The organism is Serratia sp. CY33802, assembly GCF_052169095.1.
Classification (GTDB): domain Bacteria; phylum Pseudomonadota; class Gammaproteobacteria; order Enterobacterales; family Enterobacteriaceae; genus Serratia; species Serratia bockelmannii.
This window is the reverse complement of sequence record NZ_JBJNLL010000002.1, coordinates 1,071,345-1,087,056: the sequence shown is the minus strand read 5'-3', so window position 1 is coordinate 1,087,056 and position 15,712 is coordinate 1,071,345. Positions and strand designations below refer to the sequence as shown.

Genomic DNA, 15,712 nt, shown 5'->3' with positions numbered 1-15,712 from the left:
GCGTTCGCGAACGCGCTGGCGCGGCGGCAAAATTATAGCGCGCCATATTACCCCAGCAGATGGAGCGGCGACAATGCCTAACTGCGGGCTAAACGCGCTAAGCCGTTATCTTTAGCGCGTTTTTTCGCCAGGTGAGTGCGTTTTTCAGGCTTCGCCGAGGAAACGGTGGATGGCGCGCAGCACCGCTTCCGGTTTTTCGGCGTGCACCCAATGGCCGGTGCCGGCGACGACGTGTGCGCGGGCCAGCGGGAACTGGCGGGCGATATCCGCACGGTAGCTGTCCTGCACGTACGGCGACAGGCCGCCGCGAATGAACAGAGTCGGATGCGGCCAGGCCGGGACTTCCTGCCAGCCGGTAATGTCTGCGTAGCGTTCGATCAGTACCGGCAGGTTGAAGCGCCATTCACCGTTGTGGAAGGACTTCAGCAGGAACTGGATCACGCCTTCTTCCTGCAGGTAGTCGCGCATCAGTTGGGCAGCCGCCTGGCGCTGGGTAATGCCGGCGGCGCTGACGGCCTTCAGCGCGGCGAAGATCTCGTCGTGGCGGCGGGTTTGGTAATCCACGGGCGCGACGTCGATGACGATCAGCCTGGCGATGCGCTCGGGCGCGATGGCGGTCAGCGCCATCGCCGCTTTGCCACCCATCGAGTGGCCGATGACGATCGCTTTTTCCAGCTGCAGTTCGTCGAGCAGCGCCAGCAGATCCTGCGCCATGGCGGGGTAGTTCATGTCGTCGGCGCGCGGGGAGAGGCCGTGGTTGCGCAGATCGACCTTGATCACACTGTGCTGTTTATGCAGATCGCGCGCCAGCACGCCCAGGTTGTCCAGATTGCCGAACAGCCCGTGGATCAGCAGCACCGGCAGCGCGTCTGACTCGGCGGCCAGCAGTTGATAATGTAATTTCATGGCGAAGTTCATACTGAGAGAGATTCAGATTAGGGTATCATGATTGAATCGCACGATGAATCATGCGGAATTTTCGCGGCGCGGGCTTGGCAGTGCCGGCTATAGGTATTAGTCTGCATTTGCCGTCCGGAGGCACATTGTTGTGTTCGCCCCAGCGCTTTTAACCTTATAATCCCATGGCTTGAATGCAGGATCTGGCTTCAGGTTCTAAGTAGAAAAAACAGTATTGGATAAAGATGAAAACTATTGAAGTCGACGAAGAGCTTTACCGTTATATTGCCAGCCACACGCAACACATCGGTGAAAGCGCGTCCGATATTTTACGCCGCATGTTGAAATTCACCGCCGGGCAACCGGTGCGCGCGTTGCCTGCCGCCAGTGCGTCACAGTCCGTCGAGCTGGAAAAAGCGGTGCCGGCTCAGCGTCCGCGCGATCGCGTACGCGCCGTGCGTGAACTGCTGCTGTCGGATGAATACGCCGAGCAGAACAAAGCGGTCAACCGTTTCATGCTGGTGCTGTCCACGCTGTACACCCTCGATGCCGCCGGTTTCGCCGCCGCTACCGAGGCGTTGACCGGCCGTACCCGCACCTATTTCGCCGGCGATCAGCAGACTCTGCTGGCCAACGGCACGCACACCAAGCCGAAGCATGTACCGGGCACCCCTTACTGGGTGATCACCAATACCAATACCGGCCGCAAGCGCAGCATGATCGAACACATCATGCAGGCGATGCAGTTCCCGGCGGAACTGATCGAGAAAGTTTGCGGTACCGTCTAATTTAGCGAACAGCCCGTCATGATGGCCGTGCGCGACGTATTTGCCCGGTCACCGACAGGGATGAGGGAGATATGTCGATGGCGAATAATCCACGTGCCGGGCAGCCCGCCCGCCAAAGCGATCTGATCAACGTAGCCCAGCTGACGTCGCAGTACTATGTGCTGCAACCGGAAGCCGGCAATGCCGCACATGCGGTGAAGTTTGGTACCTCCGGCCACCGCGGCAGCGCGCAGCGCCACAGCTTCAACGAAGCGCACATCCTCGCCATCGCTCAGGCGATCGCCGAAGTTCGTCATCAGCAAGGCACTACCGGCCCGTGCTACGTGGGCAAAGACACCCATGCACTGTCCGAGCCGGCCTTCATTTCCGTGCTGGAAGTGCTGACCGCCAACGGCGTCGATGTGATCGTGCAGGAAAACAACGGCTTCACGCCAACGCCGGCGGTATCGCATGCCATTCTGTGCCACAACCGCCGCGGCGGCGCTCAGGCCGACGGCATCGTCATTACGCCGTCCCATAACCCGCCGGAAGATGGCGGCATCAAATACAATCCGCCGAACGGCGGCCCGGCTGACACCAACCTGACGTCGGTGATCGAGAAGCGCGCCAACGGACTGCTGGCGCAGCAGTTGAAAGGCGTTCAGCGTCAGTCGCTGGATAAGGCCTGGAACAGCGGCCACCTGCATGCCAAAGATCTGGTGCAGCCTTATGTCGAAGGCCTGGTTGACGTGGTCGACATGCCGGCCATTCAACGCGCCGGCCTGAAGCTGGGCGTGGATCCGCTCGGCGGCTCCGGCATCGCCTATTGGCAGCGGGTGGCGGAACACTACAAGCTGGATCTGACGCTGGTGAACGACTCCATCGATCAGACCTTCCGCTTTATGCACCTGGACCATGACGGCATCATCCGCATGGACTGCTCGTCCGAGTCGGCGATGGCCGGCCTGCTGGCGCTGCGCGACAAATTCGATCTGGCGTTCGCCAACGATCCGGATTACGACCGCCATGGCATCGTCACGCCGAAGGGGCTGATGAACCCGAACCACTATCTGGCGGTAGCCATCAACTACCTGTTCCAACATCGCCCGCAGTGGGGCGCCGATGTGGCGGTAGGTAAAACGCTGGTATCCAGCGCGATGATCGACCGCGTGGTGGCTGACCTGGGGCGCAAGCTGGTGGAAGTGCCGGTCGGCTTCAAGTGGTTCGTGGACGGCCTGTTCGACGGCAGCCTGGGCTTCGGCGGCGAAGAAAGCGCCGGGGCCTCGTTCCTGCGCTTCAACGGCCAGCCGTGGTCGACCGACAAAGACGGTATCATCATGTGCCTGCTGGCGGCTGAAATCACCGCGGTAGCCGGTGAGAACCCGCAGCATCATTATGACGATCTGGCCAAGCGCTTCGGCGCGCCGAGCTACAACCGCATCCAGGCGCCGGCAACCCATGCGCAGAAAGCGGCGCTGTCCAAACTGTCGCCGGAGATGGTCAAGGCCAGTACGCTGGGCGGGGATCCGATCACCGCACGTCTGACCGCGGCGCCGGGCAACGGCGCGTCGATCGGCGGCTTGAAAGTGATGACTGACAATGGCTGGTTCGCGGCCCGTCCTTCCGGTACTGAAGAGGCTTACAAGATCTACTGCGAGAGCTTCCTCGGGGCGGAACACCGCGAGAAGATTGAGCACGAAGCGGTCGAGATCGTCAGCGAAGTGCTGGCTTCCGCCAAGTAATCGCTTTTCTTGATGGATAAAAAGCGCTGTTTTTACAGCGCTTTTTTTATGCCTGTAATTTAGATATATCTTTTTCACGGTACGTGCTTGCGCATTTAGATATATCGATCTAGATTAGCGCTATCGACGCTGTTTAGATATATCTAAACAACCTCGTATTGATGTTCACTGTTAAGCGAGGTATCACCTTATGTTTCATCGATTAGATTTACACCGGCATCACCACCACCATCATGAGTGCGAAGAGGGCCGCCGTCATCGCGGCGGGCGCCATCACTTCGGCGGCGAAGGCGAAGAACACGGCCGAGGTGGGCGTGGTGGCCGGGGCGGGCGTCATCGTCTGTTCGAACACGGCGATCTGCGCCTGGTGTTGCTGGCGTTGGTGGCGCGCAAGCCCAGCCACGGGTACGAATTGATCAAGGCGATCGAGGAAGCGTCATCCGGCCTGTACGTGCCGAGCCCGGGGGTGATTTACCCCACGCTGACGCTGCTGGAAGAGCAGGACTTCCTCGAACCGCTCACCACCGGCAACGGCCGCAAAAGCTACCGCATCACCGCGGCGGGCGAGGGCGAGCTGCAAAAGCATCAACAGGTGGTTGACGTCATTCTGGCGCGCCTGGCGGGCGCCGGCCGCGAGCATCATCGGCACGGCAACCTGGCGGAAGGCATCTATGACGCCATGAACCGTCTGCGCAGCCTGCTGCGCGGCAACGTGATGCGCGCCGATCTCACGCCGCAGCAGGTGGAGCGCATCAACGCCGCGTTGCTGACCGCCGTGGCGGCGATCGAAAGCGAAATGCATATTCAACCCACGCAGCAGGAGAAGAACTGATGCCCGGCCACCGTTTTAACATTACCGTTGAAGCCCTGAGCGATCGCCAGGGCAACCCCGTCGAGAAAGCACCGCTGAGTTTTGAGGTGACCAACCACGACGATATTCTCGAGATCGTCGAGCGCATTCGGGCGCGTGACGATCTGAACTTCGGCCCCGAGCAGAGCGCGGCCTTCGCCGTAGGATTGAAGCTGTTCTCCGAAGTGATGATCGAAAACCGCAAACACCCGGTGTTCGCTCCGCTGCGCGAGGCGTTTAAGGAATTTATGGTCGGATTGAAGAAGGGCCCGGCGGCGTAAAGGCGCGGCAAACCGCGCCCACCGGGGTTAAGGCATGAAGCGATAGCCGACGCCGGTTTCGGTCAGCAGGTGTTTGGGCCGGGCCGGATCGGCTTCGAGCTTCTGCCGCAAATGGCCCATGTAGATGCGCAGATAGTGGCTGTGCTCCACGTAGTTCGGCCCCCAGACGTGGCTCAACAGCTGGCGTTGGGTGATCACTTTGCCGGCGTTGGCCAGCAGCTCCGCCAGCAGGCGAAACTCGATCGGCGTCAGATGCAGATCTTCGTCGTTGCGCAGCACCCGGCGATTCACCAGATCGACGGTAATCGCCGAAAAGCTCACCAGCGGGCTTTCCTGTTGGTTAGCTGAGTGGCGGCGCAGTGCGACCCGCACCCGCGCCAGCAGCTCGCCGATGCCGAACGGTTTGCTGAGGTAGTCGTCGGCGCCGGCATCCAGCGCGGCGATCTTGTCCTCTTCGGCGTTGCGCGCCGAGAGCACGATCACCGGAATGGCGCTCCACTGCCGCAGATCGCGGATGTAGCTCAGCCCGTCGCCGTCCGGCAAGCCCAAATCAAGAATGATCAGATCCGGTTTGCGCGTGCCGGCTTCAATCAACCCGCGCTGCAGCGTTTCACTTTCAAATACCCGCAGGCCTTCGCTCTCCAGCGCGGTGCGCACGAAGCGGCGGATCTCTTTTTCATCTTCAACAATCAGAATGTTGGTTGGCGTTATGCTCACGTTTCCTCTGCGTTGATTACAGATCGAAGGCGTCGCCGTCGATCTCGGGCGGTTTTTCCAGCGGCAGCACGAAGCGGAAGCTGGCGCCGCCGTTGGCGCCGTTTTCCGCCCAGATGCGGCCGTCATGCACTTCAATAATGGCACGACAAATCGCTAACCCCAAGCCGACGCCGGGGATCGCCGACTCTTTATTGCCGCGTGAAAACTTGTCGAAAATTAGCTGCAGCTGATCGGCGGGGATGCCGGGGCCGTTATCCCAGACCTCGACTTCCAGCCACTCGGGCAGCGTGCGGGCGCGAATGCCGATGGTGGCCTCGGCGCCGGCGTATTTATTGGCGTTTTCCAACAGGTTGGTGAACACCCGTTCCAGCAGGCTGCCGTCGCAGTTGACCAGGATCTGTTCCGGCGGCAGCTCGACCTCGATCGGATGCTGGCTGAGCAGCGGCTCCAGCATGTGCAGCGAAGCGCCGACGATCTCTTCCAGCGACTGCCACTCTTTGCGCAGGCTGAAACCGCCGGACTGGATGCGCGCCATATCCAGCAGGTTGTTCACCAGCCGGGTGGTGCTCAGCACCTGCTGGCGGATCTGGCTGGCCTGGGTGGCGTGATTGGAGCCTTCGGCCGCCAGGTCCAGCGTGAGGATTTCCGCCTGGCCGAACAGTACCGTCAGCGGCGTGCGCAGATCGTGCGACAGCGCCGCCAGCAGCGAGTTGCGCAGCTGTTCGCGTTCGGCGTCCAGCTTGGCTTCTTCGGCGCTGCGCGCCAGGTGCAGTCGTTCCAGCGCGCTGGCGATCAGCACTGCGAAGGTTTGCAGCAACCGCTGCTGTTCCGGCACCATCAGCTGGCGCAGGTTATTGGGCTCGATCGCCAACAGGCCGAAGGTCTGCTTGGGGGTATTGAGCGGTAGAAGTTGGTAAGGCACGCCGGGCAGGGTGTCGGTGCCGGCGCCGGCCGGCAAGCCTTTATCGAAACTCCAGCGCGCGATGGCTTCGTCTACCGACAGCAGCCCGCCTTCCTCGCCGACCATTTGCTGCAGCCGGCCGCCTTCCTGCGGCAGCAGCAGCACGGTTTTCGCCTGGAAGCTGCTGGAGAGGAAATGACGGCTGGTGTTGGCGATGTCGGCCACGGTCAGCGCGCGGCTCAGCCCGCGTGACATTTCGTACAGATGGCGCGCCCGCTGCTCGCGGTAGCGCGCCACCCGGGCCTGATAACGCACCCCGGCGGTCAGGTTGCCGATGATGATGCCGACGGCGAGCATCACGCCGAAGGTCAGCAGATACTGCATATCGCTGACGGCGAACGACCATTCGGGCTGAACGAAGAACAGATCGAAACTGGCGACGTTGATCACCGCCGCCAGCACCGATGGCCAGCGGCCGAAGAACAGTGCGACGATCGCCACGCCGAGCAGGTAGACCATCACCAGGTTGGCCTGATCGAAGCCCGGCAGCAGCCACTGCGAGAGCAGGGTGATCAGCGCGCACAGCGCCACCGCCACCGCGCAGCCGCGCAGCTGCATGCGCCATTTCTCATTGAAGCTGCGGCCGTCGTGCTCCTTGCCTGGCGGCGGCTGTGCGGCGTCGCTCTCCAGCGCGACGATCACCAGATCGAGATCCGGGCCCAGCCGGCCGAGGCGATCGGCGAAGCTGCCGCGCAGCTTCCAGCGCTGCTCGCTGCGGCGGCCGATGATGATTTTGCCGAGGTTATGTTCGCGGGCGTAGCGCAGCACCGCACGCTCTTCGGACGGATCGGCCAGGGTAGCGGTTTCGGCACCCAGTTCCTGCGCCAGCCGCAGCGCGCGCAGAATGGCGCGGCGCTGGTTTTCCGGCAGCCGGTGCAGCTTGGGGGTTTCCACGTAGACCGCATGCCAGTGGCAGCCAAGCCGCGCCGCCAGCCGGGCGGCGATGCGTACCAGCTTTTCGTTGCCGCTGTTGTGGCCGACGCACAGCAGAATGCTGTCGCGGGTGTGCCACACTTTCTCGCGCCCCTGGGTGTCACGAAATTCGCGCATCTGGTCATCGACCCGATCGGCGGTGCGGCGCAGCGCCAGCTCGCGCAGGGCGATCAGGTTACCTTTGCGGAAGAAGTGCTCGATGGCGCGCTCGGCTTGGCCGGGAATATACACTTTGCCTTCGTGCAGCCGTCGGCGCAGATCGTCCGGCGGCAGATCGACCAGCACCACTTCGCTGGCCTCGTCAAACACGTGGTCGGGCACCGTTTCGCGCACCCGCACGCCGGTCACGCCGCCCACCACGTCGTTCAGACTTTCCAAATGTTGCACGTTGACGGTCGTCAGCACGTCGATGCCGGCGTCCAGCAGCTCTTCCACATCCTGCCAGCGTTTGGGGTGGCGCGAACCGTGGGCGTTGCTGTGCGCCAGTTCGTCCATCAGGATCAGCGCTGGGTGGCGCGCCAACGCGGCGTCGAGGTCGAATTCCTGCACCAGTCGCCCGCGATGCTGGATGCGCTTTTGCGGCAGCAGCGCCAGGCCGTCGAGCAGGGCGGCGGTCTCGCTGCGGCCGTGGGTTTCCACCACGCCGACCAACACGTCCAGCCCCTGAGCGCGCAAGCGCTGGGCCTCCTGCAGCATGGCGTAGGTCTTGCCGACGCCGGCGCAGGCGCCGAAGAATACCTTCAACCGGCCGCGCGGTTTTTCATTGGCCAGCGCCAGCAGGCTGTCGGGATCGGGACGCTGCTGTTCTTCTTCGACCATGACAATTCCTTGTGTTACCAAGCAAAAAGGGGTTCGGCATGCCGAACCCTATCACTATGCTGAATACGGCGCGTTACTTCAACGCATCCAGCGCCAGGTTCAGCTTCAGCACGTTCACCACCGATTCGCCCATGAAGTTGGGCGTGGCCCGATCGGTGTTGTCTTCGATCAGTTTGGCGACCTGTTCCGGCGGCAAATGACGCGCCGCCGCGACCCGCGCCAGCTGATACCGCGCCGCGGCGATCGAGATCTGCGGATCCAACCCACTGCCGGAGGCGGTCAGCAGATCGACCGGGATCGGGCCGCTCATCGCAGGATTGGCCTGGCGCAGCTGCGCTGCGCGCTCGGCGATAGCCTTATCCAGCGCCGGGTTGGTGGCCGCCAGGTTGCTGCCGGCGGAGGCCAGCGAATTATAGGCCGAATCGCCGGTGGCCGATGGGCGGCCCCAGAAATAGTTGGCGCGCGTGAAGTTCTGGCCGATCAGTGCGGAGCCGACCGCCTTGTCGCCCTGGTACAGCAGCGAACCGTTGGCCGCGCCCGAAAACAGCAGCTGCGCCAGCCCGGTGGTCAGCAGCGGATAGGCGATGCCGGTGATCAGCGTCAGCAGGATCAACATCACCAGCGCAGGTCGTAAATACGTCATGTTCATTTCCCTCAATGGTTAACCGGCGACGTGCAGCGCGACCAGGATCAGGTCGATCAGTTTGATGCCGACGAACGGCACCAGCAGACCGCCGATCCCGTACAGCCACAGGTTGCGGCGCAGCAAGGCCGCGGCGCTCATCGGTTTGTAACTCACCCCTTTCAACGCCAGCGGGATCAGGAACACGATCACCAGGGCGTTGAAGATCACCGCCGACATGATGGCGGAGGCAGGGGAGTGCAGGTGCATCACGTTCAGCGCGTTCAGCTGCGGATAGGTGGCCGCGAACGCCGCCGGAATAATGGCGAAGTATTTGGCCACGTCGTTGGCGATGCTGAAGGTGGTCAGCGAGCCGCGCGTCATCAGCATCTGTTTGCCGATGTGTACCACTTCGATCAGCTTGGTCGGGTTGGAATCCAAATCGACCATGTTACCCGCCTCTTTGGCGGCCTGGGTGCCGGAGTTCATCGCCACCGCCACATCGGCCTGCGCCAGCGCCGGGGCGTCGTTGGTGCCGTCGCCGGTCATCGCCACCAGACGGCCTTCCGCCTGATACTGGCGGATCAGCGCCAGCTTGGCTTCCGGCGTGGCTTCCGACAGGAAGTCGTCCACTCCGGCTTCGGCGGCGATCGCCGCCGCGGTCAGCGGGTTATCGCCGGTGATCATCACCGTTTTGATGCCCATCTTGCGCAGCTCATTGAAGCGTTCCTTGATGCCGCCCTTGACGATATCCTTCAGCGCCACCACGCCCAGCACTCGGGCGCCTTCCGCCACCACCAGCGGCGTGCCGCCGGTGCGCGCCACGCTTTCCACCAGATCGTCCACCGCCCGCGGGAAGTGCCCCTGATTGGTTTCGACGTGACGGCGAATGGCATCCACTGCGCCTTTACGGATCATGCGCTCCTGCACGTTGACGCCGCTCATGCGGGTCTGGGCGGAGAAGGGCACGAAGGTGGCGTTCAGCGCCTGCAGATCGCGTTCGCGCAGGTTGAAGCGCTGTTTGGCCAACACCACGATGCTGCGGCCTTCCGGCGTTTCGTCCGCCAGCGAGGCCAGCTGCGCGGCGTCCGCCAGCTCTTGCTCTTTCACGCCCGGCGCCGGCAGGAACTCTGAAGCCTGGCGGTTGCCCAGCGTGATGGTGCCGGTTTTATCCAGCAGAAGCACGTCCACGTCGCCGGCGGCTTCCACCGCGCGGCCGCTGGTGGCGATCACGTTGGCGCCGAGCATGCGGCTCATCCCGGCCACGCCGATGGCGGACAGCAGGCCACCGATGGTGGTGGGGATCAGGCAAACCAGCAAGGCGACCAGCACGGTGATGGTGACTACGCTGCCGCTGCCGGCTGCTTCCACGCTGTATTGCGAGAACGGGAACAGGGTGGCGGTGGCCAGGACGAACACGATGGTCAGCGCCACCAGCAGGATGGTCAGCGCGATCTCGTTCGGCGTTTTGCGGCGCTTGGCGCCTTCCACCATGGCGATCATGCGATCGAGGAAGGTTTCCCCCGGGTTGACGCTGCACTGTACCACCAGCCAGTCGGACAGCACGCGGGTGCCGCCGGTGACCGAGGAGAAGTCCCCGCCGGATTCGCGGATCACCGGGGCGGATTCGCCGGTGATGGCGCTTTCATCTACCGAGGCGCCGCCTTCCAGCACTTCGCCGTCGCACGGGACGGTATCGCCGGCTTCCACCAGTACGATATCGCCTTTGCGCAGGCTTTCGGCGGCCACTTTCTCCGTGGCGCCGTCGCGGCGCGGGCCGGCCAGCTTTTTCGCCCAGCTGGTTTTCTTGGTGCCTTTCAGGCTTTCCGCCTGGGCCTTGCTGCGGCCTTCGGCCAGCGCCTCGGCGAAGTTGGCGAACAGCACGGTGAACCACAACCACAGGGCGACGCTGCCGGTAAAGGCGGCGGCACCGTCGGTTTGGCCGGCGAGGATCGCCAGCCAGATGGCGGTGGTCAGAATGCTGCCGATATACACCACGAACATCACCGGGTTGCGCCATTGAACGCGAGGGTCCAGTTTTTTCACCGCATCGATCAGCGCGGTGCGCACCAGGGCCGGTTCAAACAGCGCGCGTTGTTTGCGAGTCATCTCTTATTCTCTCTCTGTGACGTCGGTTAGTTTGCCAACCAAAGCTGCAAATGCTCGGCCACCGGGCCTAGCGCCAGCGCCGGCACGAAGGTCAGTGCACCCACCAGCAATACGGTGCCGATCAGCAGACCGATAAACAGCGGCCCATAGGTCGGCAGGGTGCCGTTGCCCGCCGGCTGGCGTTGTTTGGCGCTCAGCGAACCGGCGATCGCCAGCACCGGCAGGATCACCCCGAAGCGGCCGACGAACATGGCGAAGGCCAGCAGCAGGTTGTAAAACGGCGTATTGACGCTCAACCCGGCGAAGGCGCTGCCGTTGTTGTTGGCGGCGGAGGACAGGGCGTACAGCACTTCGCTGAAGCCGTGAGCGCCCGGGTTGAGGATGCCGGCGCGGCCCGCGTCGGTGCCGATGGCCAGCGCGCTGCCCAGCAACACCAGCGTCGGCGTGACCAGGATCGCCAGCGCGGTCATCTTCATGTCGTAAACGTCGATTTTCTTGCCCAGATATTCCGGGGTGCGGCCGATCATCAGGCCGGCGATAAATACCGTCAGCAGTACGAACAGCAGCATGCCGTACAGGCCGGAGCCTACGCCGCCGAACACCACTTCACCGATCTGCATCAGCCACATCGGTACCATGCCGCCCAGCGCGGTGAAGGAGTCGTGCATGGCGTTGACCGCCCCGCAGGACGCGGCGGTGGTCACCACCGAGAACAGGCTGGTGGCGAGAATGCCAAAGCGCGACTCTTTGCCTTCCATATTGATGTTGCTGTCGGCGCCCAGCGCGCTCAGGTGCGGGTTGCCCGCCAGCTCGGCGACCATCACCACCACCACCGCCACCACGAAGATCAGCGCCATCGCCCAGATCAGCGCGTGGCCCTGACGGTTTTCACCGGCCAACTGGCCGAAGGAGAAGCACAGCGCGCAGGGGATCAGGAAGATGGCCAGCATCTGCACGAAGTTGGTCAGCACGGTTGGGTTCTCGAACGGGTGCGCCGAGTTGGCGCCGAAGAAGCCGCCGCCGTTGGTGCCGAGCATCTTGATCGCTTCCTGCGAGGCCACTGGCCCCATCGGCAGCGTCTGCTGCGCACCTTCGAGCGTGGTGACGTGCAGGTAAGGCAGGAAGTTTTGCAGCGTGCCCTGGCTGACGAAGAACAGGGCGATCAGCAGCGCGATCGGCAGCAGCACATACAGCGTGATGCGGAACAGATCGGCCCAGGCGTTGCCGACGGTCTTGCCGGCGCGGCGGGTAAAGGCGCGGATCAGCGCAAAGGCCACGGCGATGCCGGTGGAGGCGGAGACGAAGTTCTGCACCGCCAGCCCGGCCATCTGGCTGAAATAGCTGAGAGCGCTTTCACCGCTGTAGGCCTGCCAGTTGGTGTTGGTGACGAAGCTGACGGCGGTGTTGAGCGCCAGATCCCAGGAGAGGCCCGGGAAGCCTTGCGGGTTGAGCGGCAGCGAGCCCTGCGTCATCAGCAGGGCGAACAGCAACGCCAGGCCGAGCAGGTTGAACGCCAGGATCGCCAGCGCGTACTGCCACCAGTTCATCTCGGTGGCGCGGATGCCGCAGGCGCGCCAGACGCCGGCTTCCACCCCGCGCAGCGTAGGCAGCGGCTCACCTTCGATCAGGCGCGCCATAAAGCCGCCCAGCGGCCGGGCCAGCAGCAGAAGCACCAGCAGGAAACTGGCGATCAGTAAAAAGGCTGAAGCCGCCATCAGAAATCCTCCGCGTTAAACAGGGCGTAGACCAGATAGGCCAACAGCAGCAGGACCAACAGCGCACCACCAATAACGCTGAAACTCACGGGACACCTCCAGAGGTGTTGTTTTTGATAGAGGCAGTGTAGGGAGCGGGGTAGAAAGAAGATGAAAAAATCGCGCGGGCGGGTGTAAAAAAAGTATAAAAATGGCTGAAATTTCAGCGGAAATTGAGCATTTCAAGCAGCAGGTTGGCGGCGAGATTGCGCCTGATGAGTGAATAAGCAAGGGCAGAGGCGTGGAAGCAGGAACCGGATAATAACCACAATGTAACCCATGATAAGTTAAAAATTAACCTGACTGTAACAAAATTACGAATCGCTGCGGTGATTAGCGATTTTTTGTGCGATTTAGTGGTCGGATGAGTAGTAAACTTTCATCAAGTGCGCTAAAATTTTGCTCAGTTACCAAATTACCGATTGTTCATTTGATACGCCCACGCCGTTTTCCCTGACAAATCAACGGCAGGCGTTTTTAAGGAGGTTCGCATGTCTACGACCTATCACGCTTATTCACTGCATCGGATTCTCCTGCGCCGCAGCGCAGTGGTTATCGCGGGCATTTTGGCCCTGCCGGTGATGCTGTTCCGCAGCGATCGCGGGCGTTTTTACAGCTACCTGCACCGCGTCTGGTCAAAAACCAGCGATAAGCCGGTCTGGCTGCAGCAGGCGGAACTGGCGTCCTGCGATTTCTACTGAGTCGCTGCCGATTCACGAAAAAACCCTCGCCCTGTGGCGGGGGTTTTTTTATGCCTCTGGCCACCCCTATCAAGCGCAAGGTCGTATTTGGCAAGCCATTCTTCTACACTTTCCTCATCGGTCAACAACATGGGAGAGCGGTATGAGCGACAAGATCCCTATCGGCATCAGCGCCTGTTTACTGGGCGACGCGGTGCGTTTCGACGGTGGCCACAAGCGGCTGGCTTTTGCGGTGGAACAGTTGGCGCCCTATGTGCGCTTTGAGCCCGTTTGCCCGGAAATGGCGATCGGCCTGCCCACGCCGCGCCCGGCGCTGCGCCTGGTGAAACAGGCGCAGCCGTGGCCGGCGATGCGCTACAGCAACGACGCCGGCGTGGATCTGACCGAGGAGATGCGCAGTTTCTCCGCGCAGCGCGTGGCCGCGTTGCAGCACCTGTGCGGCTATATCGTCTGCGCCAAGTCGCCGAGCTGCGGCCTGGAACGGGTGCGGGTCTACAGCGAGAACGGCAAGGACTCGCGTAAAAACGGCGTTGGGCTGTTTACCGCCGAGCTGCTGCGTCAGATGCCGTGGCTGCCGGTGGAAGAAGATGGACGATTGCAGGATGCGGCGCTGCGGGAAAACTTTATCGAGCGAGTGTACGCGCTGTATGAGTTGAACATGCTGTGGCGTCAGGGGCTGACCCGCGGCGGGCTGATCGCGTTTCACAGCCGCTACAAGCTGTCGCTGCTGGCGCATTCGCAGCCGGCGTACCGCGAGCTGGGGCGCTTCGTCGCCGATATTCACTGTTGGGACTCGCTGGAGGCCTTCGCCGTGGAATACCGCAGCCGCCTGATGGCGCTGTTGGCGCACAAAGCGACGCGGCGCAACCACACCAACGTGTTAATGCACGTGCAGGGCTACTTCCGTCGTCAGCTTAGCGCGGCGCAGCGCCAGGAGCTGGCGCACCTGATCGATCGCTACCGGCAGGGCATGCAGCCGCTGCTGGCGCCGATCGCGCTGCTCAAGCATTACATGGCGGAATACCCCGATCGCTATCTGGCGGAACAACGCTATTTCGAACCTTACCCGGAGGCGCTGCGTTTGCGTTACGGCCATTGATTGACAAGGAGTTTTATGACCACGCATCTGGTCTGGTTGCGTAACGATCTGCGTATCACCGACAACAAAGCCCTGCACGCCGCCTGCAGCGATCCGAAAGCCCGGGTGCTGGCGGTGTTTATCGCCACACCGGAGCAGTGGCGGCAACATGAGATGGCGCCGCGGCAGGCGGCGCTGATCCACGCCAGCCTGCAGGCGGTGCAACAGGCGCTGGCGCAAAAGGGCATTGCGCTGCATTGCCATGCCTGTGCGGACTTTGCCGCGTCGATCGACTGGCTGGCGGACTATTGCGAGCGAGAGCAGGTAGATGCGCTGTTTTACAACCGCCAGTATGAACTGAATGAACGGCGCCGCGATGAGCAGTTGGAACAGCGATTGAGCGACCGGGTAACGTGCCACGGTTTTGATGACAGCCTGCTGTTGCCGCCGGGCAGCGTGCTCACCGGCGGCGGCGAGATGTACAAGGTTTATACGCCGTTTCGCAACGCCTTTATTCAGCGCCTGACCGAGTCCGACGTGAGCTGCCTGCCGGCGCCGAAGATCCGTGCCGATGGCGCGTTGCCTGCGCCTGAGGCGCCGGCGGCGTTCGATTATCCCGCGGCGGAAATTGGGGATGACTATCCCGCCGGCGAGGAGGCCGCGCTGCAGCGGCTGCGCGCCTTTTGTCGTGAGCAGGTGCAGGATTACCTTCGGCAGCGCGATCTGCCCGCCATCGCCGGCACCAGCAGCCTGTCGCCCTATCTGGCGATCGGTGCGCTGTCGCCGCGCCAGTGCTTCAACCGCCTGCGCGCCGAATGCCCGCAGCTGCTGGAAGATCGCGAGAGCGGCGCTTTCGCCTGGCTGAACGAGCTGATTTGGCGCGAGTTCTACCGTCATCTGCTGGTGGCTTATCCCGCGTTGTGCCGCTATCGGCCATTTATCGCCTGGACGGACAAGGTGCGCTGGTGCGATGACGCGGCGAAGCTGCAGGCCTGGCAGCGGGGCGAAACCGGTTATCCGATCGTCGATGCCGCCATGCGCCAACTGAATGCCACCGGCTGGATGCACAACCGGCTGCGCATGATCAGCGCCAGTTTTCTGGTGAAAGATCTGCTGATCGACTGGCGCGCCGGGGAGCGCTATTTCATGTCGCAACTGCTGGACGGGGATCTGGCGGCCAACAACGGCGGCTGGCAGTGGGCGGCCTCCACCGGCACCGACGCCGCGCCGTATTTCCGCATCTTCAACCCGACCACCCAGGGTGAACGTTTTGATCCACAAGGCACTTTTATCCGTAAATGGTTGCCGGAACTGGCGGATGTGCCCGACAATGACATCCATCATCCCCATCGCTGGGCGGAAAAGCAGCGATGCACGCTGAACTACCCGCTGCCGATCGTCGATCACAAACAAGCCCGCATGGAGACGTTGGCGGCGTTCGAGGCGGCGAAACGGGGAGAGTCTTGAGGCAACTGCAAGGA

Annotated in this window: 14 protein-coding genes; 7 read left to right on the top strand and 7 right to left on the bottom strand. The window is 62.5% G+C overall.

From position 1 onward, the window contains the following. Positions 1-144: 144 nt before the first annotated feature. Positions 145-918: an esterase gene (ybfF, locus tag ACJ8HA_RS11800; RefSeq protein WP_089180625.1), complete on the bottom strand. Its 774-nt coding sequence runs from the start codon at positions 916-918 to the stop codon at positions 145-147. 224 nt (positions 919-1,142) lie between these two features. On the opposite strand from ybfF, the gene seqA reads away from it, so the two are divergent. The 4 genes from seqA (at position 1,143) to ACJ8HA_RS11780 (ending at position 4,537) form a co-directional block, all read left to right on the top strand. Next, on the top strand, positions 1,143-1,685 hold the full coding sequence (gene seqA / locus ACJ8HA_RS11795) for a replication initiation negative regulator SeqA (RefSeq protein WP_025301864.1): 543 nt from the start codon (positions 1,143-1,145) through the stop codon (positions 1,683-1,685). 77 nt (positions 1,686-1,762) lie between these two features. Continuing rightward, positions 1,763-3,406 carry a phosphoglucomutase (alpha-D-glucose-1,6-bisphosphate-dependent) gene (gene pgm / locus ACJ8HA_RS11790; RefSeq protein WP_442515351.1) on the top strand — a complete coding sequence of 548 codons (1,644 nt, stop codon included), beginning with the start codon at positions 1,763-1,765 and terminating at the stop codon, positions 3,404-3,406. Positions 3,407-3,596: 190 nt separating this feature from the next. Further along, positions 3,597-4,238 (top strand): PadR family transcriptional regulator, encoded by a 642-nt coding sequence (locus tag ACJ8HA_RS11785; RefSeq protein WP_442515350.1) that lies wholly within the window; start codon positions 3,597-3,599, stop codon positions 4,236-4,238. Beyond that, on the top strand, positions 4,238-4,537 hold the full coding sequence (locus ACJ8HA_RS11780) for a DUF3861 domain-containing protein (protein ID WP_004939927.1): 300 nt from the start codon (positions 4,238-4,240) through the stop codon (positions 4,535-4,537). The genes ACJ8HA_RS11785 and ACJ8HA_RS11780 overlap by 1 nt, the downstream gene beginning before the upstream one ends. Before the next feature lie 27 nt (positions 4,538-4,564). Here the strand turns inward: ACJ8HA_RS11780 and kdpE are convergent, their stop codons facing one another. The 6 genes from kdpE to ACJ8HA_RS11750 form a co-directional block, all read right to left on the bottom strand. Beyond that, entirely contained in the window at positions 4,565-5,254 is a 690-nt protein-coding gene (gene kdpE / locus ACJ8HA_RS11775; protein ID WP_016928747.1) for a two-component system response regulator KdpE, read from the bottom strand. Positions 5,255-5,270: 16 nt separating this feature from the next. After that, complete coding sequence (gene kdpD, locus ACJ8HA_RS11770; protein WP_049208642.1) at positions 5,271-7,967, bottom strand: two-component system sensor histidine kinase KdpD; 2,697 nt, start codon at positions 7,965-7,967, stop codon at positions 5,271-5,273. A 73-nt stretch (positions 7,968-8,040) separates the two neighbouring features. Continuing rightward, positions 8,041-8,610 carry a potassium-transporting ATPase subunit KdpC gene (gene kdpC, locus ACJ8HA_RS11765; RefSeq protein ID WP_167324899.1) on the bottom strand — a complete coding sequence of 190 codons (570 nt, stop codon included), beginning with the start codon at positions 8,608-8,610 and terminating at the stop codon, positions 8,041-8,043. 18 nt (positions 8,611-8,628) lie between these two features. After that, positions 8,629-10,698, bottom strand: coding sequence for a potassium-transporting ATPase subunit KdpB (kdpB, locus tag ACJ8HA_RS11760; protein WP_167324900.1), 2,070 nt, complete (start codon positions 10,696-10,698; stop codon positions 8,629-8,631). A gap of 26 nt (positions 10,699-10,724) precedes the next feature. Then, a complete protein-coding gene (gene kdpA / locus ACJ8HA_RS11755; RefSeq protein WP_313259685.1) occupies positions 10,725-12,413 on the bottom strand; it encodes a potassium-transporting ATPase subunit KdpA in 1,689 nt (562 codons plus the stop codon). Then, positions 12,413-12,502 carry a K(+)-transporting ATPase subunit F gene (locus ACJ8HA_RS11750; protein WP_016928742.1) on the bottom strand — a complete coding sequence of 30 codons (90 nt, stop codon included), beginning with the start codon at positions 12,500-12,502 and terminating at the stop codon, positions 12,413-12,415. Before ACJ8HA_RS11750 ends, kdpA begins: the two co-directional genes overlap by 1 nt. 441 nt (positions 12,503-12,943) lie before the next feature. Between ACJ8HA_RS11750 and ACJ8HA_RS11745 the strand changes: the two genes are divergently transcribed. The 3 genes from ACJ8HA_RS11745 to phrB all read left to right on the top strand — a co-directional run bounded on the left by ACJ8HA_RS11745 (position 12,944) and on the right by phrB (position 15,698). Then, entirely contained in the window at positions 12,944-13,153 is a 210-nt protein-coding gene (locus ACJ8HA_RS11745; RefSeq protein ID WP_004939916.1) for a YbfA family protein, read from the top strand. Between the two features lie 142 nt (positions 13,154-13,295). Then, on the top strand, positions 13,296-14,252 hold the full coding sequence (locus tag ACJ8HA_RS11740) for a YbgA family protein (protein ID WP_049208639.1): 957 nt from the start codon (positions 13,296-13,298) through the stop codon (positions 14,250-14,252). 15 nt (positions 14,253-14,267) lie between these two features. Next, positions 14,268-15,698, top strand: coding sequence for a deoxyribodipyrimidine photo-lyase (gene phrB, locus ACJ8HA_RS11735; protein ID WP_099816696.1), 1,431 nt, complete (start codon positions 14,268-14,270; stop codon positions 15,696-15,698). Positions 15,699-15,712 lie beyond the last annotated feature (14 nt).

Coding starts and splice junctions, on each gene's coding strand:
- kdpA (WP_313259685.1), bottom strand. CDS start 12,413: ATGGCGGCTTCAGCCTTTTTACTGATCGCCAGTTTCCTGCTGGTGCTT.
- phrB (WP_099816696.1), top strand. CDS start 14,268: ATGACCACGCATCTGGTCTGGTTGCGTAACGATCTGCGTATCACCGAC.
- ACJ8HA_RS11780 (WP_004939927.1), top strand. CDS start 4,238: ATGCCCGGCCACCGTTTTAACATTACCGTTGAAGCCCTGAGCGATCGC.
- kdpD (WP_049208642.1), bottom strand. CDS start 7,967: ATGGTCGAAGAAGAACAGCAGCGTCCCGATCCCGACAGCCTGCTGGCG.
- kdpC (WP_167324899.1), bottom strand. CDS start 8,610: ATGACGTATTTACGACCTGCGCTGGTGATGTTGATCCTGCTGACGCTG.
- ACJ8HA_RS11740 (WP_049208639.1), top strand. CDS start 13,296: ATGAGCGACAAGATCCCTATCGGCATCAGCGCCTGTTTACTGGGCGAC.
- seqA (WP_025301864.1), top strand. CDS start 1,143: ATGAAAACTATTGAAGTCGACGAAGAGCTTTACCGTTATATTGCCAGC.
- ybfF (WP_089180625.1), bottom strand. CDS start 918: ATGAACTTCGCCATGAAATTACATTATCAACTGCTGGCCGCCGAGTCA.
- ACJ8HA_RS11745 (WP_004939916.1), top strand. CDS start 12,944: ATGTCTACGACCTATCACGCTTATTCACTGCATCGGATTCTCCTGCGC.
- ACJ8HA_RS11785 (WP_442515350.1), top strand. CDS start 3,597: ATGTTTCATCGATTAGATTTACACCGGCATCACCACCACCATCATGAG.
- pgm (WP_442515351.1), top strand. CDS start 1,763: ATGGCGAATAATCCACGTGCCGGGCAGCCCGCCCGCCAAAGCGATCTG.
- kdpB (WP_167324900.1), bottom strand. CDS start 10,698: ATGACTCGCAAACAACGCGCGCTGTTTGAACCGGCCCTGGTGCGCACC.